Below are 21227 nucleotides of genomic sequence, written 5' to 3' on the forward strand. Positions count from 1 at the left end.
TCAGCCCGTGGTGCCCATGGGCAGGCTGTCCACGAACACCACCTCGCGGTAGCCCAGCGTGAGCAGCAGTGCCCGCAGCGAGCGCTCCGCCGACTCGCGGGCCCGCCGCTGGAGGCGCCCATCCGCGCGGACTTCCTGCTCGAAGGCGAGCCGGGCCTTCTCCAACAACTGCGCCGTCTGCTCGCTGTCCAGGTTGGAGTCGATGATTTCCGTCTCCCCCGGACGCAGCTCCACCTTCACCTCCATCGGCGGCAGCACCACGGAGACGCGGGTGCCCGTCACCTGGAGGTGGGAGCGGTCGAAGCGCTGGAAGTCGAAGCCCAGGTGCGCGTTCGCGAAGACAATCGCGCGGCCGTGGGGATTCTGGAGTGCGTAACGTGCCCAGTTCAGCACGTCCTTCCAGAGCGCATCGGTGGCCTGCGGCTCGGGCGTGAAGGTCACCTTCTTGTAGAGGGCGACCTCCAGCGTCTCCAGCCTCGCCACGTCCCGCATCTGCTGCACCACGGCGGGCGTGTCCGGCAGCGACGGCGAGGGGGGCTTCATCAGCAGCCAGGCCCCCACCGCGCCAAGCGCGGCGCCCAGGACGACGGTGAGGACTCGCGAGAGGTGCGCCATGGCACCCAGTCTAGCGCTCCCGCTCGGTGACGCCGGTGCGCTCATATCGAGGGCGCCAGCAGGACGACCGAGTAGCCCACGGCCGTCCGGGCTCCAGGATTCTCGTAGGAGTGCTTCTGGTCTCCCCGGAACACCACCACGTCACCGGGCTGGAGGACGAAGCGCTCCCCGCTGGCGATGAGCACCAGCTCGCCCACTTCGCACGCGAGGTACTCGCGGGTGCCCGGTGTGTGGGGAACACCGGTGACGCGGACCTGCGGCGGCAACTCCACGCGGTCAAACTCCATGCCCGGCAGCGGGTCCGGGAGCAGCTTGCGCAGCATGCCGCCGCCGCGCGTCCGGACGGGGAGGGTGGCGCGAGGGTAGTGCCGAGCGCTCGCGCGGGGCTTCGCGATGAGCTCCTCCAGCGACACCTGGAGCGCGGCGGCCACGCGGTGCAGCACGGTCAGCGTGGGGTTGGCGGCCCCTGACTCCAGGTGGGCCCAGGTGGCCCGTGGCACGCCCGCGAGCCGGGACAGTTGCGCCTGGGTGGCGCCTCGCGTCTCCCGGAGCGAGCGGATGTTCCGGGCCAGTCTGCCAGGCAGGTCATCGTCGTTCATGGATTGGCAATCTGCCAAGCCTTTGGCCTGGCTGCCAACGGAATGGCGGAGGCCGTGTATCTCCAGACACAAGGAGGACACACGAATGGTCCGCATCGACAAGAGCATCCTGATTACCGGCGCGAGCCGGGGCCTGGGACTGGCGCTGATGAACGGCTTCGCTCGCAGAGGCGCGCGGGTGGTGGGCGTGGCCCGGCATGCCGCGGAGATGGAGGCAGTCGCTGAGGCCCTGCGCTGGGAGGGCCTGGACGCCCACGCGCTGGCCTACGACGTGGGAGACAAGGAGGCCATCTACCCGATGGTGGGCGCGGCCACGGCGCTGGTGGGCCCGTTGGACGTGCTGGTCCACAACGCGAGCACGCTGGGCCCCACGCCATTGCCGCTGTTGCTGGACACCGCGTGCGAGGACCTGCAGCGCGTGCTGGAGGTCAACGTGGTGGGCCCCTTCCGCCTCACCAAGGCGGTGGCGGGGAACATGGCGGTGCGAGGGAAGGGGCTGGTGCTGCACATCACCTCGGACGCGGCGGTGTCCGCCTATCCCCGCTGGGGCGCGTATGGCGTGTCCAAGGCGGCGCTGGAGCACCTGGGCCGCGTCTGGGCCGCGGAGCTGGAGGGCACGGGCGTGCGCTTCTTCGCGGTGGACCCCGGGGAGATGGACACGCGGATGTACCGGGACGCGGTTCCGGACGGGGACTACTCGCAATTGAGCAAGCCGGAGGCGGTGGCGGCGCGGCTCATCGAGTGGGCGGCGTGGCAGGCGGAGTCGCAGCCCTCGGGAGCCCGCCTGGAGGCGGCGAAGCTGGAGGCCGCATGAACCCCGCGCGTTGGCCCTCGGAGCGTCCCGAGGAAGGGCGCCTGCTGCATGTCGAACCCCGCGCCCGCCGTTTCCAGGACGCGCGGGTGGCGGACCTCCCGTCGCTGCTGCGCGCGGGAGACCTCCTGGTGGTGAACGACGCGGGGACCCTGCCCGCGTCGCTCCCTGGCCGCACGACGTCGGGAGAGCGCATCGAGCTGCGCCTGTTGTCCCGCGAGCCGGATGGCACCTGGACGGTGGTGCTGTTCGGCGCGGGAGACTGGCGGCGGCGCACCGAGGACCGGCCGCTGCCCCCTTTGGTGTCCGAGGGCGAGGGCCTGTTGATAGGCGGCCTGAAGGCCCGGGTGGTGCAGGTGTTGCCGCCGTCACCGAGGCTCTTGCGCGTGGCGTTCGACGCGACGGGCGCGGCGCTCTGGTCCGGGCTCTACCGAAGCGGTCGCCCCGTGCAGTACGCGTACACGGAGGCGCCGCTGTCGCTGTGGCACGTGCAGACCGCGTACGGCGCGCGTCCCTGGTCCGCGGAGCCGCCCTCCGCGGGATTGCCCCTCACGTGGAGCGTGCTGCTGGCGCTGCGGCGTCAAGGCGTCCGGCTGGCGTCGCTCACGCACGCGGCGGGGTTGTCCTCCACGGGGGACGCGGTGCTGGACGCGGCGCTGCCCCGGCCCGAGCGCTCGGACATCCCCGAGGCCACGGTGGAGGCCGTCCTGCACACGCGGGCCTCGGGCGGGCGCGTGGTGGCGGTGGGCACCACCGTGGTGCGAGCCCTGGAGGGCCGCGCGGCGCAGCACGGCGGCTGGCTGGTGGCGGGAGACGAGGTGACGGACCTGCTCCTGGGCCCAGGCTTCGTGCCGCGCATGGTGCATGGACTGCTCACCGGCGTTCACGAGCCCGGTAGCAGCCACCATGCGCTGCTCCAGGCCTTCGCGCCGCTGCCGCTGCTCCAGGAGGTGGCCGCGCACGCGGAGGCGCGCGGCTACCTGGGGCACGAGTTCGGGGACTCGTGCCTGCTGTTGGACGCGTGAGCGGGGGCTACTGGAGCTGCGTGGGCTCCAGCTCCACCTTCACCCAGCCGGGCTTGCGCACGTCGAAGTTGCGGTACGCGTCAATGGCGCTGCCCATGGGCTCCACGTGGGACAGGATGGCGGTGGGGTCCACCACGCCGGTGCGCACCAGCTCCAGCAGCTTGGGGATGTACTTGCGGTGGTTGCAGTTGCCCATCTTCATCGTGAGGTTCTTGTTCATCGCCATGCCGATGGGGAACGTGCGCACCTGCGGCGGATAGACGCCGATGATGGACAGCGTGCCCGCCTTGGCCAGGCCCTCCACGGCCCACAGCAGGGCCTGCGCGGGCGCATCACCGGGCACCCAGTTGTCGCCCTTGGGGTTCGTCTTGGGGGCGGCCTCCTTCACCTCTCGCTTGAACTCGGCCTTCTCCTGGTGGGCCTTCTTCGCCGCGGGGCCGTGGTGCGGGTGCATGGCGTCCACACCCACCGCGTCGATGGCGCGGTCCACGCCAATGCCGTTGGTGAGGCGCTTGAGCGTCTCGAGCGGGTCCTCTTCGTCGAAGTTGATGATTTCGGCGCCTTGGGCCCGGGCCAGCTCCAGCCGGTCCTCGTGGCAGTCGATGGCGAAGACGCGGCCGGCGCCGAGCAGCTTCGCGCTCACGATGGCGAAGAGGCCCACGGGCCCGCAGCCGAACACCGCCACGGTGTCACCGGGTTTGATTTCCGCCAGCTCCGCGCCCATGTAGCCGGTGGGGAAGATGTCCGAGATGAGGATGGCCTGCTCGTCGGTGACGCCTTCGGGAATCCGCACGAGGCCCACGTTGGCGAAGGGCACTCGCACCTTCTCCGCCTGCATGCCGTGGAAGGGCCCCGTCTCCTGCGGGCCACCGAAGAAGGCCGTGCCCGCGCTGGGGCCGTTGGGGTTCGCGTCGTTGCACTGGGCATGGTACCCGGCGCGGCAGTACGAGCAGTTGCCACAAGCGATGGTGGAGGGGATGACCACCCGGTCGCCGATGTTGAAGTTGCGGACGTCATCACCCAGCGCTTCGATGACGCCCACTCCCTCGTGGCCCAGGATGGTGCCCGGCTTCATGCCCGGCATGGTGCCGCGAATCATGTGGAGGTCGGTGCCGCAGATGGCGCTCGCCGTGATGCGGACGACGGCATCCGTGGGCTTCTCGATTTGGGGCTCCGACACGTCGTCGAGCCGGATGTCCCCAATCCCATGGAAAACGACAGCCTTCATTGCGCGCGCTCCTGCCCCCTCGGGGCCCCAAGACGAAAAGGGCCTGCGCGGACGCAGACCCGCGTGACTTGGAGCCTGGGCATCGCCCGGGGCGGGGGCAAAGCGCGCGCCGCCCCCTCTTCCGCCCAGCAGCCGGCGGTGCGAGGGCTAACGGCTGCTGGAGGTGTGGTGGACGTGGAACGTGAGGCGCTTGCCGAAGACGCGGCGGAAGTTCAGCACCTCGCGGTCGGCGTTCCACAGCTCCAGGTCCACGGGGTGCTTGGTGTGCAGGTGCAGCGCCACGCCCTCGCGGCCATTGGTGGCCTTGAAATCCTTGATGGGCTGGTGGTGGCTGACGTCCAGCGAGTTGGCCACGCGCAGCAGGGTGGCGAGCTTGCGCACCGTCCGCGCTTCGACGGGGTTGAGGCCCGCCATGCCGGAGTGGGCCAACTCGGGCGGGCTGCGCCGGTGGTAGCGGGCGACGCGCGCCACGATTTCACGCTCGCGGTCGGCGAGGCCCGGCAGGTCGGCGTGGCGGATGAGGTAGTACGTGTGCTTGTGGTGCCGCTCGTAGCTGACGGCGTGGCCCACGTCATGGAGGAGGGCGGCGACCTCCAGGTAGGGACGCACGGACAGCGGGAGCTGGTGCAGGGCGGCGAGGTTGTCGAACAGGCCCAGGGACAGTCGGGCCACCTGCCGGGCGTGCTTCTCGTCGAAGTAGAAGCGCTTGCCCATGGCCAGGGCGGCGTCCGCGAGGCTGTGGTCCTCGCGGTGCTCGTCCTGCTTGTAGAGCAGGTCCACGAGGATGCCGTCGCGCAGGCCGCGGTTGACGACGCTGACGGACTCGACGCCCAGGTACTTGGCCACGGCCTCCAGGATGACGGCGCCGGAGACGATGATGTCCGCGCGGCGCGGGTCGAAGCGCTTGCGGCGGCGCTCGGGCGGCATCTGCGCCAGGGTGTCCACGGTCTGCGTGAGCTGACGGACGGTGGCGTTGCCGCTGTTCTCCGCGGCGGCGAAGGACACCACGGCGCTGATGGTTCCCGACGAGCCGAGCGCCACGCGGGGGACGTTGGCCACCGTGGGTGGCAGCGTCTTGTGCAGCACGTCGGAGACGAAGCTGCGCATCAGGCGCAGTTGCTTGGGGGGCACGGTGCGCGAGGCGTCGAAGACCTCGGTGAGGCGCACGGAGCCGAGCGCGAGGCTCCAGAGGTTGTCGGGCTTCTCGCCCACGGCGGTGGCGATTTCGGTGCTGCCGCCGCCGATGTCGATGAGCAGCGAGCGCGTGTGGGGCGGCTTGCGGTGGAGCACGCCCAGGCAGATGAGGCGGGCCTCTTCCTTGCCGCTGACGACCTCCAGGTTGAGGCCGGACTCCTCGCGAACGCGGCGGACGATGTCGGCGCTGTTCTTCGCCTCGCGCAGGGCGCTGGTGGCCACGGCGCGCACGTGCGCCTTGTGACGGCGGCAGAGGGCGGAGTAGCGGCGCAGGGTGGACAGCAGGCGCTCGGCTGTCTCCTCGGGCATGGAGCCGGTGGCGAAGACGCCCTCACCAGGACGGATGGCGTCACGTTCCTGGTGCAGGGTTTCGAGCGCGCCGTCGGCGTCGGGCCGGGCCAGCTCCAGGCGGACGGCATTGGTGCCCACGTCAATGGCGGCGAGTACGGGCTGAGGGGGGCGAGGAGGCATGAGCGGTTCTGGCGGGAGTGTACGGTCCCTGGCCACAAGGTGCAGCGGGAACCGCACCGGAAGTCCTCCCTCGGATGTGACAAGCGCGTGGCAGCTTCTCAGTCGAGGAAGCGGCGCTCCCAGCGGCGTGCCTCTTCGGGCGTGAGCCCGAGAATGGATTCGCCCTCTCCCCACAGCATCCAGGGTTCCAGGACACGCGCGAGTTCCCGGTAGGCAGGCAGTGGCTCACCGTCGCCCATTTCGGGCCATTCGCCCAGGGTGACAACCGCGCTTGCCTGCTCCAGAGCCTGCACGGTGATTCCGGGCGTCGTGAGCCGTGCGCGGAGTGCGTCGACCCCTCCGAGTTGGCCCAGGACAGGTGTTCCCAAGAAGGTCAGCCAGGAAGGACCCCGGACGCGTGTGCCAATGTTCAGCGAAGTGATGCCGGGCCTGAGCACATCCAGCCCCGGATATCGAAGGCAGGCACGACGCACCTGACGGACGTTGGCCGACACGTCGAGAGCGGCGCTGAAGGCCAGGCCCGCGTTGCCTGAGGAGAAGGGGAGGGGCTCGGCGAGGGCTACCATCAACTCACGGGCCTCCCGTGGTCCGTGCTGTTCCAGGAACCCGGTGGAGAGCCAGAACGTAACGACGCTGACTTCGCCGACCCCGCTTTCAAGGGGCCCGTCGACACGATCACGCCTCACATACTCGAATCGGAAAGGCGCCTCTGGGGAGGCATCCGAAAGAAGGACGTTGGCCCATGGCGCATCCTGCATCTCTCGGCGGACCGCCGCCCAGCCCCGCGAGTCCAGGTGTTGCCACTCGCCATCCTCGCCTGCGTACGACGTCAGCACCTGGGGACCCACGGCCCGTTGGTAGCGCTCCAGCGACTGCAGGACCACGGGTGCCAGGGGCGCGTGGGCGTAGGGCAGGTAGAAGGTCGCGCTGAGTCCCACGGACACGCCCGTCGCATTGTCTCGGTCCTGAAGCTGAAGCTTTGGAGGTGGGATGCTCATGGCAGGGTTCCCAGTCGAGGCGTGATTTGGAGGGGGGCCTGCTTTGGCTTCAACGCACGTTGGTACATGGCGTCTTGTTGCTGGCCCGCATGGGGATGCCCTTGTGGATACCGGGGCCAGGCCGAAGGACGGGTGGGCGTCACGCACGGGAACTTGAAGTCGTAGATCGCCAGGATCTGGGTCTCGAGCCCCGCGTGGATGACCACGTCCGGGACGAGCGTTCCCTTCAATTCACTGCCCCGGCCCTGTTTCAACAGTGCGCGCACGGCCTCCTCCCGCATGGGTTCCCATCTGCCTGAGTCCGGGTTGTAGCGATAACGGGGCTCAAGCCGGAAGCCTCCTGGCCAGAGTTCGCTCAGGTGTCTGTGCGCGCAGGGGAGCGCGACTTTGTGCATCTCGGTGCCAAGCTTCATCGCGAGTGTGATGGGGCGCCCCTGCGCATCCATGGAGACCTCCGATCGGCATTCTTCCGGAGTGGGACTCCTCCCGTTGAACAAAGCGATGAGCACGGTCGAGCGTGCATCGTCGGCACAGGCTTCCAAGGCCTCCTCGATGGCATCCCGCTCCGCGGCCTTCAGCAGCCGCAGTGCCGCGTTACCCGCTGTGCCAATGGAGGCCGCCACCCGCAGGGCCTGGGACCCGGGGAGGAGGGCCTCCTCGCCCGCCATCTTCGCGCACGCGGCGGGATTGTGTCGGCACGCACTGGTCGCGGAGTCGAAGCCGTAGCGCTCCGGTCGCCCCGCACACCCAGCGACCACGGTGCCGACCCACAGTGCCCACCACGGATGTCGCGGCATGTCCCCTCCCGAGCGGGCCAGGACGGCCGCGCCAACACAGGGACACGCTACCGCTTGCGCCGCCGGCCCATGAAGCTGGCGAAGTCCTCCGCGAACCGGGCCACGGCGAGCCCCACGACGTCCAACAGCCACTGCTGGAGCCCCGAGCGCGCGCAGTCCTCCAGGAACACGCGCCGGGCATCGCGCACGTGCTTGTCCAGCCACTGCTGTGCCTGCGCCGCGACGCCGGGCTCCACCACCTCCACCAGCGTCTCCAGGTTCACGAGCGACAACGGGTCCAGGTTGAAGCTGCCCACCAGGAGCTTGCGCCCATCCACCAGCGCCGCCTTGGCATGCAGCGTGGAGGCCGTCCACTCGTGGATGCTCACCCCGGCGCGGAGGAAGTCGCGGTACAGCCGCATCGTCGCCGCGCGCGCGAACATCACATCGCTGCGCCCGGCCAACATCAGCCGCACCGACACCCCCCGCCGCGCCGCGCGCTTGAGCGCCCGCATGAAGCCCTTGTCCGGCAGGAAGTACGCGTGCGCCAGCACCACCTCGTGCCTGGCGCCGTCAATCGCCTGGAGGTACCGCTTTCGAAGCCGGTGCCCGCCGCCGAAGCCCGACAGGAACAGCTTCACCGCGCCCGACTCCAACGCGGACGTCCCCGCATGCAACGTGGCCCCGAGCTGCCGGCAGATGTCACCCCGCAGCTCCAGCGCCAGGTCGGCCCAGCCGGGCTGGTCGCCATTCGCCGCGTAGGCATCCCCGATGTTGATGCCCCCGAGGAACGCCACCGCGTCATCCACGAGCAGAATCTTCCGGTGGTTGCGCCACGAGCGGCCGGTGAACAGCGACGTGAGCGGGTTGTACACCCGCACCTTCGCGCCCGCGGCCTTCATCGTCTGCGTCAGGTGGCGGCTGGCGCCAATGCTGCCCCAGCCGTCCACCACCACCTTCACCGCGACACCGCGCCGCGCCGCCGCCACCAAGGCCTCCAGGAAGCGCGCGCCAATGCCCTCGCGCTCGAAGGTGTAGACCTCCAGGTGGACCCGCACCTGCGCGGAGGCGATGGCCTCCAGCATCCGCGGGTACGCCTCCGTCCCGCCGTCCAACAGCGTGAAGCGCTCGTCACGAACCTCGTTGGACGCGAGGGCGGCGGCGGGCGTGTTCATCAACGGCAGCGAGGCTTCGGCACGCATGGACACCCGCCACCCTACCGCTCCCGGCGCGCCCACGGGACGGCCTCACCGTGTCACCGGGATTGAGACGCCGCCGAGCCCACGTCACCCGTCGTGCTTCCTCGCCCCCTTGCCCTTCCCCTTGTGCTTGCACTGGTCGCCATCCCAGTACTGGCTCGGGTGGCACTGTTTGCTGTTCCGCTTGGACTTCTTCGCCTTGGACGGACGCGGCTGGTAGGGGTGCTTGCTACCGACGCAGGCACTGAACGTGAAGAGCGCGAGAACAGGGAGGAGGAATCGGGCTTTCTTCAGGGGAGACCAGAGCATATCGACTCCGACCCGGCTCGGCGGCGGCCGGCCACGCCCCCATCGACGCTGTGCGCGCGCTTCGATAGCCTGCGCGCCGTGCCCCCTGCTGCGAAGCCCGTCCGTCATCGGAAGATTGGTGCCTACCGCGTACTCGGAGAGCTGGGACGTGGTGGCATGGCCCTGGTGTACCGGGGCCTGCACGAGATGATTCAGCGCGAAGTCGCCATCAAGGAGCTGCTCCCGGATGGCCAGCGCGACCGCGAAACCCTGTCGCGTTTCCGGCGCGAGGCGCTCGCGCTCGCGGCCTTCCGTCACCAGAACATCGTCACGCTGTATGACATGGTGGAGAAGGGCGAGGGCCTCTTCATGGTGATGGAGCTGGTGGATGGGCCCACCCTCCACACGCTCATCAAGGAAGGCCCGCTGCCAGCGGACGTCACGGGCGTCATCGCCGCGCGCATCGCCAGCGCGTTGGACCACGCGCACTTCCGCCACATCATCCACCGCGACCTCAAGCCCGCCAACGTCATGCTCACCAAGTCCGGTGAGGTGAAGCTGATGGACTTCGGCATCGCCAAGGACGTGGGCCTGGAGGCGCTCACCCAACTGGGCATGGCGGTGGGGACGCCGTCGTACATGTCCCCAGAGCAGGTGACGGGCGTGCCGGTGGATGGCCGCACCGACATCTTCTCGCTCGGCGTGCTGCTCTACGAAGCCCTCTCCGGCGCGCGGCCGTTCCACGGCAAGACGGCGGGCGAGGTGTTCGCGAAGATTCGCGACGGCAAGTACACGCCGCTCCCCAAGGTGGCGCCCAACGTCCCCGCGCCCCTGGTGCGCATCATCCAGCGCGCCATGGAGGTGAGGCCGGACGACCGCTTCCCGGACGCCGCGGCCATGCGGCGCGAGCTGGACGTGTTCCTCGCGCAGGAGGTGCAGGTGTCACACGCGGCCCTGCTCGTGGCCTTCCTGCGTCACCGGCAGAAGCTGACGGAGACGGAGGCCCAGCAGCTCATGCGTCCGCATGAGTTGGATGCCGCGGTGGAGGTGTTCGACACGGGGCGCTCCCGCCAGGGCGGGAAGCTGAAGTGGGCCGTGGCCGCCGCCATCGCGCTGCTGACGGCGGCGGGCACCGGCCTCTACTTCACCCAGGCCCAGTGGGCGCCGCTGGTGGAGCAGCTCACCCGCTGAAGGCCCGGCGCGGTTCAGGCCTGCTGCTTCGACTTGTCGTGCGTGACGGTGACGATGGTGCCGATGCCGCCGCGCACGAAGAAGTCGCCCACCACGGTGAGCTTGCGCGGCTGGATGGCCTTGATGATGTCGTCCGCGATGGTGTTGGTGACCTTCTCGTGGAAGGCCCCCTCATTGCGGTAGGCCCACATGTAGAGCTTGAGGCTCTTGAGCTCGATGCAGCTCTGGTCCGGCACGTACGTAATCTTGAAGCGTGCGAAGTCCGGCTGGCCGGTGAGCGGGCAGAGGCAGGTGAACTCCGGCACGTCGAACGTGATTTCGTAATCGCGATCGGCGGCGGGGTTGGGGAAGGTCTGCAGTTCCTTGGACGGCTGCGAGGGCATAACGCTGTCGTCTACCACACCAACGCCGCGTGTCATCCCTCCCATCGATGTCCGCCTGCCAACGCGGCGGGTGTCCAGCAGGGGTGAATCCGAGGGGGGGCCCGGTTGCCGTCCTGGCGGGGACCCATAATCAAGGGACGTCTCTTCCCCCCGCCCGAGCACATGCCGCTTCCTTCCGACGTCGAAGATGCATTCTCGTGCCTTCCGCTGGCCCTGGTTCGTGTCGGTCCGGACCTGCGCGTGCAGTGGTGCGAGGAGGGGTTCACCCTCAAGACGGGCGTGGCGCTGCACGCGGGGGGCGACCTGCGGGACGCGCTCGAGCGCACCCGGAGCCTGGACGGGCTGGAGCGCGCCATCCGGGAGGGTGTGCCCCACACGGGCCACGTCATCACCCGAGGGCTGCGGCAGGTTCGGGTCCAGGTGAAGCCGGCGGCGGCGAGCGAGACAGCAGGCGCCTGGCTCGTCGTGGAGTCCTCCGGGGTGGACGACGAAGGGGCCTTCTCCCAGGCGGTGCAGGAGATTGCCCGCTCCGTGGGCGAGACGCTGGAGGTGGACAGCGTCTGCGCCGCCGCCGTGGTGGCCCTGGTGCGCTGCGCCCATGTGCGCCGCGCCGAGGTGTTCCTGTGCGAGGAGGACGGCGACCTGCGCCGGGTGGCGGTGTCGGACCTGGCCGGCTCGGAGGCGCCCGAGGCGAGCTTCGACTCCCAGGCGGACCCGTTCCGGCAGGCGCTGGCGCTCCGGCAGGCGCAGTTGGGCATCCAGCGGGGCTATGGGGATTCCATGGGCTCCATCTTCGCCGCGGTGCCGCTGTGCGCGCCGCGCCGGACGGTGGGCCTGCTGCTGCTCTACAAGGAGCCGGGGACGTCCTTCTCCGTGCGGGAGCTGGACTTGTGGAGCGCGGCGGCGAACCAGCTCGCCGTGGCGGTGGAGAACGCGCGCCTGCTGCGCGAGGCCAAGGCCGCGCTTCAAGTCCGCGAGGAGTTCATCTCCATCGCCAGCCACGAGCTGAAGACGCCGCTCACGCCGTTGAAGCTGGGTCTCTTCACCATGGAGCGGCGCCTGACGGCGGGACATCCGGTGGAGCTGGCCACGGTGCTCAAGTCCAAGCGGCAGGTGGACCGGCTGGTGGGATTGGTGGAGGACCTGCTGGACGCGTCGCGCCTGGACGCGGGGAAGCTGGCGTTGGACCTGGCCCCGCTGGAGGTGGGGCAGTTGGTCGCGGAGGTGGTGGACCACTTCCGCGCGGCCTTCGAGCGGCCCTTCACGGTGGAGGTGCCCCGCGAGCGCGTCTGGGTGCGCGGCGACCGGGACAGGCTGGAGCAGGTGCTGGTGAACCTGCTGGAGAACGCGCACAAGTACAGCGCCTCGGAGGAGCCCATCGTCGTGACGGTGGAGCGCTTCCACAACGAGGCGCGCATCCACGTGAAGGACCACGGCATCGGCATCCCGGGCGCGGACCAGTCGCAGGTGTTCCAGCGCTTCTACCGGGCGCGCAACGTGTCGCACCGCAACTTCGGAGGGCTGGGCTTGGGGCTCTTCATCAGCCACTCCATCGCGCGGCTGCACGGTGGCGGGCTGACGATGCGCAGCGCGGAGGGGCAGGGCAGCACCTTCACCCTGGGCCTGCCGCGCATGGCGCCTCACGACGTGAAGCGGCTGCCGCACCGGTTGCTGCTCCTGGACGAGGACCGGGCCCAGGAGGCCGCGGCGGAGCGGGTGCTGCTCGCGGAGGGCTTCGAGGTGCTCACCGCGCGTGACGGCGCCGAGGCGCTGCGGCGCGCCACGCACCTGCCCGTGGACCTCATCGTCCTGTCCACCAGCGCCACGCAGGGCCAGACGGGCGTCTTCCTGGAGACCTTCGCCACGCTGCCACGCGCGCGGCCGGTGCCCATCCTGCTGGCCGGTGACGAGCGGCCCTGGTGGGCGCAGGAGGGCTCGTCGCTGTGTCCTCGCCCCTATCGCCCGGAGGAGTTGCTCGCGCGGGTGCGCAACGCGCTCTCCGTGGAGCGGCGGCCCTTGGGGGACCTGTCGATGGACCTGCTCAGCTCCCGCCCGTGAGGACGCGGAAGTCCGCGGGCACGACGCCAGCGCGCGCCAGGACCTCTCGGGCGCGCGGGTGGAGGAAGGTCTCCAGCTCGACCTCCCGCTGGGCGGCATAGCCGCTCTTCAGCGTCTCCGGCCGGTAGCCCGGGTGGCACATCAGCTCGATGACGCCGTCACGGGGCAGGGCGGCGAGCTCCGACTCGAAGCGCTCCATCGTCCAGTAGGCCTCCGCGCCCGCGTCACCCAGGAAGTGCGCGTTGGTGGCGACGCCGTGGGACTCCAGCGTGCGGCGCATCTCCACGTTGATGGAGCGCACCGGCGCCCCCACGCGCTTCGCCGCCCGGGCCAGGCCCTCCAGCACGCCCGCGTGCAGGTGCAGGTGTTTGTGCACGTCCACGTGGGTGGCGGGCTGGCCCAGCAGTCCGGCGAGCCGCGCGAGCTGCGCGAAGGACTCCGCCTCCACCACGTTCGCGGGGAGGTGGCTCGCGCGGGCCTCCACGAAGCCGCCGTCCTCGCCGAGCAGCTCGCGCGGGAAACCGCTCCACACGGGCAGTCCCCGGGCGAGGTTGAGGTGCAGGCCAATGGCGAGTCCCCGGGCCTCGCGCGCGGCGGCCTCGGAGAAGGGCGTGTTCACCATGAAGGTGGCCGACGAGACGACGCCCTCGCGCATGGCGCGGAGGATGCCTCGGGTGACGGCCGGGTCGTAGCCCAGGTCATCGGCGTTGATGATGAGGGCGGGGGACGTCATGGCGGAGTGCTCCTCGCGAGGCTAGGGCCGGGGACGGGCCTGGAAGAACTTCCACGCCTCGCGCGTGGCGTCCAGGTTCGGCGTGCCGTTGTTGTAGCCCGCGAAGCCGGGCCACGCGTGCAGGCCCCCCTGCACGGTGCACAGGGACGCGGTGGCCGTCTCCGGCACGCAGCCGGTGGCGGCGGTGCAGGTGCTGTCGCCCTGCTGGTACGTCTCCACGGTGGGGCCGGTGCAGCCGTTGCGCTCGGCGAAGCGCCGCACGGATTCCTCCGCGGACGGGTAGGGGGCGCCGAAGGGGCCCAGGTTGTTGCCCCCCTCGTAGCGGATGACCGAGTCGGCGGTGCCGTGCATGTGCAGCACCGGCACGGGGCGCGAGGGGTTGCAGGGCTCGGTGCCGTCCATGCCCGCCACGGGGGCGATGGCGGCGAAGCGGCTCGCGCGCTCGCAGGCCAGCCGGTACGAGAAGAAGCCGCCGTTGGAGAGGCCGGTGGCGAAGGTGCGGCGCGTGTCCACGCAGACGCGGGTGTCCAGGTCCGTGAGGAGCGTGTCCACGAAGCCCACGTCATTCACCTTGGCCATGAAGGCGGGGCCGCAGCACGCGTCCGCGTTCCATCCCCGGGTGGTGGTGTCAGTGCCCCTGCCGTTGATTTCAGAGGCGCTCAGGCCCACGGGATACACGGCGAGGAAGCCCTCCGTGTCGGCCAGGGTGGACAGCCGCGTGAGGCCCTCCATCTCCCGCTCGTTGGAGCCGTAGCCGTGGAACGCCAGCACGGCGGGGGTGGGGCGCGTGGCGTCGTAGCCCGGTGGGACGTGGACGCGGTAGTGGCGCGTGCGGCCGTCGTGCTCCACCGTCCAGTCGTAGGTGCCGGGGCCGAAGGTGAGGCCGGTGCAGGCGGTGCGCTCCGGGACGGTGGGCTCCTCGTCCACTGGGAGGTTGACGCCGGAGTCCGGGTCATCGGGGCGTGCAGGGCTCGAGGACGAGCACGCCGTGGCACCCGCGAGCAGGGCCACGAGGGCGAGGCGAGGACGGTGAGAGCGCATGGGCTGGAAGGTAATGGGCGCGGTCCGGCGTGGCTTGGAGGAACGGCGGTGCGGCTGAAGTGTCCGCGTCATTTCAGTGGGACGCACTCCGCGGCCAGGGCCTCGGCGCGGGTGGGGAATCGTTCGGCGAGGGCGCGCTTCACTTCGGTGACACCCGCCGCGTTGCCCGTGTGGGCGTGGAGCTGGCAGCGGGAGGCGAGCGCCCGCGGGTCCTCGGGGGAGAGCCGGTCCGCCTCGACGTACGAGCGCTCGGCGCCGGATGTGTCGCCCTGCCGGAAGAGGACGGCCCCCAGGTAGTAGTGTGCCACGGCGAGACGGTCGTCCTTGCGCAGCGCGCGCTTGAGCAGGGTGGCGGCCTCGTCCACGCGTTGCTGGCGGAAGCGGACGAAGCCCAGCTCCGCGAGGCTCGCGGCGTCGTCATTCGCGCGCGTCCAGGTGGAGAGCACGGTGGCGGCTTCGTCCAGCCGGCCGCTCTGGGACAGCATCCGGCCGTAGCGCGGCGTCACCTCCGCCGAGCGCGGCGTGCGTTTGTGGGCCGTGGCCAGTGCGTCCAGAGCGCCCGGCACGTCACCCTGGCGCTCGCGAAGCTCGGCCAGGGCCAGGGTGGGGCGAAGGTCCTTGGGGGCCAGCGTGGAGGCGGTTTCGATGGCGCGCTCGGCGCGTTTGCCCTGGCGCAGCTCCGTGGCGGCGCGCGCGGCGAGCAGATGCCCTTCAATGTCTTGAGGGAAGCGCGTCACGAAGCGCTCCGCCAGCTCCAGGGCCGGGGCGTGCGCGCCCGCTTTGAGCAGGAGCGCTCCGGCCTGGCTCAGGTCCTCGGCGCTCGCGCGTTCGTCCGACCCGAGCCCCTGGAGGGCCGCGGCCTTGGCGCCCGGCGTGGTGGCGCTCTGGGCTCGGGCCAGTCGCTCGGCGGGGGGCGGGGTGGGGCGCGTGAAGAACCAGGCCGCGCCCGCGATGATGACGCCCACGGCGACCACGGCCGCGAGCAGCGGGACACGCCGGGAGCGACGGGGCCCACCCTCGCTGATTCCGGAGTCCGATGCGCCACGCTCCCGCTGCATCGTCCCGGAGGGGGCCGCGTCGAGCTGGGACCGCGCCGTAGGCCCAGGTGCGGAGGTCTGCGCGGCGTGCCCGTGCGCGGAGCTGGCTGGGGCCCGTCCGGCATGCCCAGGCGTCGAGGTCGCCGGGTGTGGCGCGGCAGGCCCATGCGCCGAAGCAGATGGATGCTGAGCGGCGTGCCCATACGCGGAGATGGCTGGGGCCCGCCCGGCATGCCCAGGCGTCGAGGTCGCTGGGTGTGGCGCGGCAGCCCCATGCGCCGAAGCAGATGCATGCTGAGCGGCGTGCCCATGCGCCGAGGCGCCCTGTGCCGCGAGCCCAGCCCCATGCGCCGAAGCTCCCGCCTCCGCGGCGCGAGCCTCCTCCGCTCCCGGGGTGGCCGCACCCGCGAGGCCTTGCCGCGTCGCCCCCGCCACCGTCGCGGCATCGGGGCTCGTGGTCCTCTTGATGGACGGCCACGCGGCGGGGACCTCCACCGCGCTCAAGAGGGGCCGTGCCTGCGGAGGCGGCGTGCCCCCATGGGACGGGTCCGCGAGCCGCGCGCGGCGCAGGGCCAGCCGCTTGATGTCCCGGTCCGGCGGGAACAGCGAATCCACATACGCGGCCAACTGCTCGGCCGAGGCGATCTCCGCGGCTCCGCCAATGGCCTCGATGGCGCCGATGAACGATTCGAGGCTGTCGAACCGCGCCCCTGGCTCCTTGGCCAGCGCGGTGAGGCACACCAGCTCCAGCGCGTTGGGCACGGACGGGTCGAACGCGGTGGGCGGCCGGGGGCGGCCCTCGGCGATGCGGCCCACCACCTCGTCCGCCGTGAGCCCGGTGAAGGGCCGGCGCCCACAGAGCTGCTCGTAGAGCATGACGCCCGCGGCGAACAGGTCCGCGCGGTGGTCCACCGGCTTGCCGGCAATCATCTCCGGCGACATGTAGAAGAACTTGCCCTTGAGGACCCCGGGCTCCGTGCCCGACCCGAGCGCGTCCGCCTTGGCGATGCCGAAGTCGATGACCTTCACCGCGCCATTCACCCCCACGTGGATGTTGTCCGGGGTGAAGTCACGGTGGACGATGCGCAGCGGCCGGCCGGCCTCGTCCACGGCACGGTGCGCCGCGTCGAGCCCTCGGCACGCCTCCACGAGCACGCGCAGCGTGATGCCCAGCGGCACGCGATGTCCGTGCTCGGCGGCTTCCTGCCGCAGCTCGGCGAACGAACGTCCCTCCAGCAGCTCCATGGCGATGAAGGGCTCGTTGCCCTCCATGCCCAGCTCGATGATGGTGACGACGTTGGGGTGTCGCACCTGCGCGGTGATGCGTGCCTCGTTGAGGAACATCTGCACCACGCGCCGGTCCGACGCGAGGTGCGGCATCAAGCGCTTCACGGCGACCGCGGGCCCTCGGCTGCCGTCATCATCGATGCGGCGGCCCAGGTACACCTCCGCCATGCCGCCCGTCGCGATACGCGCGGACAGTCGGTAGCGACCCACCTGATTGGGGTTCTGCTCCAGCACCAAAGTGCGCGCAGTCTACGTGTAGGCGCGCGTCCGCGCACAGTGTTGTGGCCATTACGGCGGGTAGGGGTCCGCTACCTGCCCGCTCGCACAGGCGAGCGACAGTGTTAACGTCCGGCCTGTTTCGTGGGCCTGGCGGGAGGTGGCCCAGACACGCGCACGCGCTGCGTCCGGAGGGATGGTTGGGCACAGTCCTCAAGGGTGGTTACGTCGTCGAGCTGGAACCGGCGTTGGTCGAGCGTGTGGACCTGCGCATCGAAGGAGAACGCATCGTCGCCCGGGGGCAGGACCTGACGCCCCTCGCGGACGATGAAGTGGTGGCGCTGTCGGGCAAGCTCGTCTTCCCGGGGCTGGTGAGCGCGCACCACCGCCTGCACACGGTGCTGGGCCGGGGCATGCCGCGCCCCTCGCTGGAGACCTACCAGGACATCCTCGAGAAGGTCGTCTGGCCCTACGAGAACGCGCTCGACCTGGACGCGGTGCAGGTGGCCGCGTGTGCGAGTGGTCTGGAGGCGCTCCAGTGTGGCACCACCACCGTGTGCGACCTGCACTCCTCGCCCAAGGCGATTTCAGGCTCGCTGACGCGCGTGGCGCGCGGGCTCCATGAGGTGGGTGTGCGGGGCTTGCTCGCCTATGCGGTGTCGGACCGCATGGGCGCGGTGGGCCGCGAGGAAGGGCTGGAGGAGACGGTCGCCTTCGCGAAGAAGGCCAAGGGCCGCTTCCGGGGACAGGTGGGCGCGGCGCCCAGCTTCACGCTCGGGCCGGACGCGCTGACGGGCCTGTCGGAGGCGCTCAAGTCGCTGGGGACGGGCGGGGTGCACCTGCCGCTCGCCGAGGACCCGCTGGACGAGCGCCTCTGCAACGAGAACTACGGCGCCTCGCCGGTGTCGCGCTTGCTGGAGGCGGGCCTGTTGTCGCCCAAGAGCCAGCTCGCACATGTGGGGCATCTGGACTGGGCGGACCTGGCGCAGGTGATTGCCACGGGCGCGTGGCTGGTGCACACGCCGCGCGCGAACCAGGGCCTGGAGGTGGGCTACGCGCCCGCGTTGAAGTTCGGCGCCCGGGCCACGCTGGGTGCGGACGGCGTGTCGGCGGACCTGTTCGCGGAGGCGCAGGCGGCGTACCTGCGCTCGCGCGAGGCGGGGCAGCCCATCGACGTGCTGCGCTACCTGGCCAACGGGCATCGCATGGCGTCGCAGATGTTCGACGCCTCGGTGGGCCCCATGCGCGAGGGCTCCATCGCGGACCTGCTCATCCTGGACTACCTGCCCGCCACGCCGCTCACCGCGGAGAACCTGGCGTGGCACGTGGTGTTCGGCCTGGGCAGCCGGCACGTGGAGGCGGTGATGGTGGACGGTGTCTGGCGCATGTGGGCGCGCCGGCCGCTGTCGGTGAGCCCCACCGTGGTGGCCGAGCAGGCGCGCGAGGCCGCCTCGGCCGTTTGGGCCCGCATGGCGGAGGCGGCGAAGTAGGCCCGCCTTGCCCTGGGGGCATGAACCCTGTCTAGTCCGCCGCATGCTCGTGCCATTGATTGTTGCGGGACTCTTCAGCGGTGCCATCCCCCAGGCCGGTGAGACGGCGCCGGACTTCACGGCGAAGGACACCGCCGGCAACGTCTACACGTTGTCGGAGATGGTGAAGCAGGGGTCGGTCATCCTGGCCTTCTTCCCCAAGGCCTTCACTGGGGGCTGTACCAAGGAGCTCAAGGCCTACCGGGACCGCTACGCGGACGTGGAGAAGGCCCAGGGGCAGGTCCTGGCCATCAGCATGGATGACGCGGAGACGCTCGCGCGCTTCAAGGCGGACCTGAAGGCGCCCTTCGCCTTCATCCCCGACCCGGAAGGGCAGATTGTCACCGCGTATGACGTGAAGATGCCGGTGGTGTCGGTGCCCAAGCGCTACACGTTCGTCGTGGGCGAGGACCGGAAGATTCTCAAGGTCGAGTCCGGCAGCGACGCCATCGACCCCAACGGCGCGATTGTCGCCTGCCCCCTGCGCAAGCCCGCGGGGACGAAGCCGGCCGAGCCCAAGGCGCCCGCCACGAAGTAGGGCGTCCCCGGTGGCGCGCGGGTTACCGCCCCTCGAGGAGGGGCGCGCGCCGCCGGCTGTCGAAGACCTGGGCCGGTGCGCCGTCGATGTACGTGTCCTGGAAGGCGCCCCCCGTGTACTCGTCGATGACGCTCCGCCAGAAGGCGATGGCCGCGCGGTTGCTGGGGAGCTGTGACATCTCCCAGATGCCGGGGAAGCGGTCGAACACCGCCCTGGCCGCGCGCCGACCCAGCCCGTTGCGCCGCTCGCTTCGAAGGATGAAGAACTCGCTCATCCGGTAGTCGCGTCCGGGCGTCATGTACGGGAAGGGGGACTGGCCCACGAAGGCGAAGCCCACCACGCGGCCCTCCCAGCGCAGCAGCAGGGGGTGGACCTCGGGCGCGGGAATCAGCCACGTGGGCAGGAAGTCGGGCCGCCAGCGGCCTTGCTCGTCCAGGCTGTACTCCACGCCGAACTCGCTCAGGTCGTGCAGGTAGAGCGGGTAGAGGTTGCGCAGCAGCGTGTGCTCGGACGGAGTCGCTCGGAGAATCTCCATGGAGGGCCTCTCGTGTTCCCAGCATGACCCTTTGGGGGCCCGGCGGCCAGGGTGTGCCGAGCGAATCCCCCGTGCGCGGCGAACGGACGAGGAGGGGCCCGGGTGTGTCCTCGTCCGGCCGCATCCATCGGATGCCGTGCAGCGGAGCGGTGCGCTGGGGCAATCCTCCCGTGAGGGGGCTTGGCCTACGTTGCCCTCCAAGCGTCTGGGTGCGGGGCGGGGGAGCCATGAACGGTCGGCGGAAGGGCATCGCGAGCGAAGCGGAAGGACGGGACACCGGCGCCGTGCCACGCGAGGGCTCGCGCGCACCGGGAAACGACGTCACGCCGGGCCGCGTGCGGCGCGTGCTGATGACGGCCGACGCCGTGGGCGATGTGTGGACGTACGCGCTGGAGCTGACCCGCGCCCTGGCGCCGCATGGCGTGGATGTGACGCTGGCGACCATGGGCGGGCCGCTCTCCCAGGCGCAGTGGGCCGAGGCGCGGGGCATCCCCAACCTCGTCATCGAGGAGGGCCGCTTCCGGTTGGAATGGATGGAGGACCCCTGGGAGGACGTGCGCTCCGCGGGGGAGTGGTTGCTCGACCTGGAGCACCGGCTTCGCCCGGACGTGGTGCACCTCAATGGTTATGCGCACGGGGCACTGCCCTGGTTGCGCAAGCCGCTGGTGGTGGGGCACGCGTGCAGCCTGTCGTGGTGGCGGGCGGTGCGAGGGGAGGGAGCCCCGGTGAACCATGCCCGCTACCGCGAGGCCGTCTCGGAGGGACTCCGCGCGGCGGGGCGGGTGGTGACGCCCAGCATGGACCTGCTCACCTCGCTCCAGTCCCACTATGGGCCGTTGGCCGGCGCGGAGGTGATTCCGCATGCCCGGCGCGCGGACCGTGTGCCGCCTCGCTCGGAGCGGGAGCCCTTCATCCTGTGTGTGGGCAGTCCGTGGGATGAGGCGAAGAACATCGCCGCGCTGGAGGCCGCCGCGCCTCGCCTGGGGTGGCCGGTGAAGCTCGCGGGCGACGCGAGGCACCCCTCCGAGCGGAAGGCGGAGCCACGCGGCCTCCAGTGGATGGGGCACCTGGAGCCTCATGTCCTGGCGGAGTGGATGTCACGGGCCTCGGTGTTTGTGCTGCCCGCCCGGTATGCGCCCTTTGGCCTCACGGCGCTGGAGGCGGCGCTGTCCGGCTGCGCGCTGGTGTTGAGCGACCTCCCGTCCCTGCGCGAGGTGTGGGGGGACGGGGCCGCGTGCTTCGTTCCACCGGATGACGTGGAGGCGCTGGTGGAGACGCTGGAGATGCTTCGCAAGGACCCGGCGCTGCGCACCCGGCTGGCCCTGCGCGCACGGGCATGGGCGCTGACGTACACGCCCCGACGGATGGCCAGCCAATACCTCTCCGTCTATGCGCGCCTCGCGGAGACGGAGAACACGGTGTCGCCAGCGGGGCGCTCCATGCACTGAACGCTCGCACGGGCGACAGGGCGCCTC

General features: G+C 70.8%; 20 protein-coding genes. 7 read left to right on the forward strand and 13 right to left on the reverse strand.

Annotated features, from left to right (window positions below; all coding sequences use genetic code 11):
* Together A176_RS02775 and A176_RS02780 are read right to left on the reverse strand one after the other, a co-directional pair.
* Nucleotides 1-615 (reverse strand): DUF4230 domain-containing protein, encoded by a 615-nt coding sequence (locus A176_RS02775; protein WP_002636898.1) that lies wholly within the window; start codon nucleotides 613-615, stop codon nucleotides 1-3.
* A gap of 41 nt (nucleotides 616-656) precedes the next feature.
* The gene (locus tag A176_RS02780; protein WP_002636897.1) at nucleotides 657-1214 is read right to left on the reverse strand and encodes a helix-turn-helix domain-containing protein; all 558 of its coding nucleotides are present in this window, start codon (nucleotides 1212-1214) and stop codon (nucleotides 657-659) included.
* 85 nt (nucleotides 1215-1299) lie between these two features.
* On the opposite strand from A176_RS02780, the gene A176_RS02785 reads away from it, so the two are divergent.
* Together A176_RS02785 and A176_RS02790 are read left to right on the forward strand one after the other, a co-directional pair.
* On the forward strand, nucleotides 1300-2028 hold the full coding sequence (locus A176_RS02785; RefSeq protein ID WP_002636896.1) for an SDR family NAD(P)-dependent oxidoreductase: 729 nt from the start codon (nucleotides 1300-1302) through the stop codon (nucleotides 2026-2028).
* Nucleotides 2025-3050 carry an S-adenosylmethionine:tRNA ribosyltransferase-isomerase gene (locus tag A176_RS02790; RefSeq protein WP_002636895.1) on the forward strand — a complete coding sequence of 342 codons (1026 nt, stop codon included), beginning with the start codon at nucleotides 2025-2027 and terminating at the stop codon, nucleotides 3048-3050. The genes A176_RS02785 and A176_RS02790 overlap by 4 nt, the downstream gene beginning before the upstream one ends.
* A gap of 7 nt (nucleotides 3051-3057) precedes the next feature.
* On the opposite strand, the gene A176_RS02795 is transcribed toward A176_RS02790, so the two are convergent.
* From A176_RS02795 to A176_RS02820, 6 genes are all read right to left on the reverse strand, one after another.
* A complete protein-coding gene (locus A176_RS02795) occupies nucleotides 3058-4278 on the reverse strand; it encodes a zinc-dependent alcohol dehydrogenase (protein WP_002636894.1) in 1221 nt (406 codons plus the stop codon).
* A 147-nt stretch (nucleotides 4279-4425) separates the two neighbouring features.
* The gene (locus A176_RS02800; RefSeq protein WP_002636893.1) at nucleotides 4426-5943 is read right to left on the reverse strand and encodes a Ppx/GppA phosphatase family protein; all 1518 of its coding nucleotides are present in this window, start codon (nucleotides 5941-5943) and stop codon (nucleotides 4426-4428) included.
* Nucleotides 5944-6041: 98 nt separating this feature from the next.
* Nucleotides 6042-6941: a type VI immunity family protein gene (locus tag A176_RS02805; RefSeq protein ID WP_021781149.1), complete on the reverse strand. Its 900-nt coding sequence runs from the start codon at nucleotides 6939-6941 to the stop codon at nucleotides 6042-6044.
* Nucleotides 6938-7609 carry a hypothetical protein gene (locus A176_RS02810; RefSeq protein WP_226994166.1) on the reverse strand — a complete coding sequence of 224 codons (672 nt, stop codon included), beginning with the start codon at nucleotides 7607-7609 and terminating at the stop codon, nucleotides 6938-6940. Before A176_RS02810 ends, A176_RS02805 begins: the two co-directional genes overlap by 4 nt.
* 176 nt (nucleotides 7610-7785) lie before the next feature.
* Entirely contained in the window at nucleotides 7786-8919 is a 1134-nt protein-coding gene (locus A176_RS02815) for a phospholipase D-like domain-containing protein (protein WP_002636890.1), read from the reverse strand.
* Between the two features lie 84 nt (nucleotides 8920-9003).
* Nucleotides 9004-9225 (reverse strand): hypothetical protein, encoded by a 222-nt coding sequence (locus A176_RS02820; protein WP_044889748.1) that lies wholly within the window; start codon nucleotides 9223-9225, stop codon nucleotides 9004-9006.
* 156 nt (nucleotides 9226-9381) lie between these two features.
* On the opposite strand from A176_RS02820, the gene A176_RS02825 reads away from it, so the two are divergent.
* The gene (locus tag A176_RS02825; protein ID WP_044889747.1) at nucleotides 9382-10395 is read left to right on the forward strand and encodes a serine/threonine-protein kinase; all 1014 of its coding nucleotides are present in this window, start codon (nucleotides 9382-9384) and stop codon (nucleotides 10393-10395) included.
* 14 nt (nucleotides 10396-10409) lie between these two features.
* Here the strand turns inward: A176_RS02825 and queF are convergent, their stop codons facing one another.
* Nucleotides 10410-10778, reverse strand: a complete 369-nt coding sequence (queF, locus tag A176_RS02830) for a preQ(1) synthase (RefSeq protein WP_002636888.1) — start codon at nucleotides 10776-10778, stop codon at nucleotides 10410-10412.
* 162 nt (nucleotides 10779-10940) lie between these two features.
* Here queF and A176_RS02835 point away from each other — a divergent pair, with 162 nt between their 5' ends.
* Complete coding sequence (locus A176_RS02835; RefSeq protein ID WP_002636887.1) at nucleotides 10941-12836, forward strand: hybrid sensor histidine kinase/response regulator; 1896 nt, start codon at nucleotides 10941-10943, stop codon at nucleotides 12834-12836.
* Here A176_RS02835 and A176_RS02840 read toward each other — a convergent pair.
* From A176_RS02840 to A176_RS02850, 3 genes are all read right to left on the reverse strand, one after another.
* Nucleotides 12820-13569 carry a carbohydrate deacetylase gene (locus A176_RS02840; RefSeq protein WP_002636886.1) on the reverse strand — a complete coding sequence of 250 codons (750 nt, stop codon included), beginning with the start codon at nucleotides 13567-13569 and terminating at the stop codon, nucleotides 12820-12822. The two genes, A176_RS02835 and A176_RS02840, sit on opposite strands and share 17 nt — an antisense overlap.
* A 21-nt stretch (nucleotides 13570-13590) precedes the next feature.
* The gene (locus A176_RS02845) at nucleotides 13591-14610 is read right to left on the reverse strand and encodes an extracellular catalytic domain type 1 short-chain-length polyhydroxyalkanoate depolymerase (protein WP_044889837.1); all 1020 of its coding nucleotides are present in this window, start codon (nucleotides 14608-14610) and stop codon (nucleotides 13591-13593) included.
* A gap of 68 nt (nucleotides 14611-14678) precedes the next feature.
* Nucleotides 14679-17171: a protein kinase domain-containing protein gene (locus tag A176_RS02850; RefSeq protein ID WP_144429487.1), complete on the reverse strand. Its 2493-nt coding sequence runs from the start codon at nucleotides 17169-17171 to the stop codon at nucleotides 14679-14681.
* Between the two features lie 179 nt (nucleotides 17172-17350).
* Between A176_RS02850 and A176_RS02855 the strand changes: the two genes are divergently transcribed.
* Both A176_RS02855 and A176_RS02860 read left to right on the forward strand, forming a co-directional pair.
* Nucleotides 17351-18640, forward strand: coding sequence for an amidohydrolase family protein (locus A176_RS02855; protein WP_002636883.1), 1290 nt, complete (start codon nucleotides 17351-17353; stop codon nucleotides 18638-18640).
* Nucleotides 18641-18683: 43 nt separating this feature from the next.
* The gene (locus A176_RS02860) at nucleotides 18684-19217 is read left to right on the forward strand and encodes a peroxiredoxin (protein ID WP_002636882.1); all 534 of its coding nucleotides are present in this window, start codon (nucleotides 18684-18686) and stop codon (nucleotides 19215-19217) included.
* Between the two features lie 22 nt (nucleotides 19218-19239).
* Here A176_RS02860 and A176_RS02865 read toward each other — a convergent pair whose 3' ends face one another.
* Nucleotides 19240-19752 carry a GNAT family N-acetyltransferase gene (locus A176_RS02865; protein ID WP_002636881.1) on the reverse strand — a complete coding sequence of 171 codons (513 nt, stop codon included), beginning with the start codon at nucleotides 19750-19752 and terminating at the stop codon, nucleotides 19240-19242.
* Nucleotides 19753-19979: 227 nt separating this feature from the next.
* Here A176_RS02865 and A176_RS02870 point away from each other — a divergent pair, with 227 nt between their 5' ends.
* Nucleotides 19980-21200 (forward strand): glycosyltransferase family 4 protein, encoded by a 1221-nt coding sequence (locus A176_RS02870; RefSeq protein WP_002636880.1) that lies wholly within the window; start codon nucleotides 19980-19982, stop codon nucleotides 21198-21200.
* The last annotated feature ends 27 nt before the right edge of the window (nucleotides 21201-21227 follow it).

Source organism: Myxococcus hansupus (genome assembly GCF_000280925.3).
In the GTDB taxonomy this organism is placed as follows: Bacteria; Myxococcota; Myxococcia; order Myxococcales; family Myxococcaceae; genus Myxococcus; species Myxococcus hansupus.

Coding starts and splice junctions, on each gene's coding strand:
- A176_RS02820 (WP_044889748.1), bottom strand. CDS start 9,225: ATGCTCTGGTCTCCCCTGAAGAAAGCCCGATTCCTCCTCCCTGTTCTC.
- A176_RS02825 (WP_044889747.1), top strand. CDS start 9,382: ATGGCCCTGGTGTACCGGGGCCTGCACGAGATGATTCAGCGCGAAGTC.
- A176_RS02800 (WP_002636893.1), bottom strand. CDS start 5,943: ATGCCTCCTCGCCCCCCTCAGCCCGTACTCGCCGCCATTGACGTGGGC.
- A176_RS02845 (WP_044889837.1), bottom strand. CDS start 14,610: ATGCGCTCTCACCGTCCTCGCCTCGCCCTCGTGGCCCTGCTCGCGGGT.
- A176_RS02870 (WP_002636880.1), top strand. CDS start 19,980: ATGAACGGTCGGCGGAAGGGCATCGCGAGCGAAGCGGAAGGACGGGAC.
- A176_RS02860 (WP_002636882.1), top strand. CDS start 18,684: ATGCTCGTGCCATTGATTGTTGCGGGACTCTTCAGCGGTGCCATCCCC.
- A176_RS02815 (WP_002636890.1), bottom strand. CDS start 8,919: ATGCGTGCCGAAGCCTCGCTGCCGTTGATGAACACGCCCGCCGCCGCC.
- A176_RS02805 (WP_021781149.1), bottom strand. CDS start 6,941: ATGAGCATCCCACCTCCAAAGCTTCAGCTTCAGGACCGAGACAATGCG.
- queF (WP_002636888.1), bottom strand. CDS start 10,778: ATGCCCTCGCAGCCGTCCAAGGAACTGCAGACCTTCCCCAACCCCGCC.
- A176_RS02810 (WP_226994166.1), bottom strand. CDS start 7,609: ATGGCGGGCGAGGAGGCCCTCCTCCCCGGGTCCCAGGCCCTGCGGGTG.
- A176_RS02780 (WP_002636897.1), bottom strand. CDS start 1,214: ATGAACGACGATGACCTGCCTGGCAGACTGGCCCGGAACATCCGCTCG.
- A176_RS02835 (WP_002636887.1), top strand. CDS start 10,941: ATGCCGCTTCCTTCCGACGTCGAAGATGCATTCTCGTGCCTTCCGCTG.
- A176_RS02840 (WP_002636886.1), bottom strand. CDS start 13,569: ATGACGTCCCCCGCCCTCATCATCAACGCCGATGACCTGGGCTACGAC.
- A176_RS02865 (WP_002636881.1), bottom strand. CDS start 19,752: ATGGAGATTCTCCGAGCGACTCCGTCCGAGCACACGCTGCTGCGCAAC.
- A176_RS02790 (WP_002636895.1), top strand. CDS start 2,025: ATGAACCCCGCGCGTTGGCCCTCGGAGCGTCCCGAGGAAGGGCGCCTG.
- A176_RS02785 (WP_002636896.1), top strand. CDS start 1,300: ATGGTCCGCATCGACAAGAGCATCCTGATTACCGGCGCGAGCCGGGGC.
- A176_RS02795 (WP_002636894.1), bottom strand. CDS start 4,278: ATGAAGGCTGTCGTTTTCCATGGGATTGGGGACATCCGGCTCGACGAC.
- A176_RS02775 (WP_002636898.1), bottom strand. CDS start 615: ATGGCGCACCTCTCGCGAGTCCTCACCGTCGTCCTGGGCGCCGCGCTT.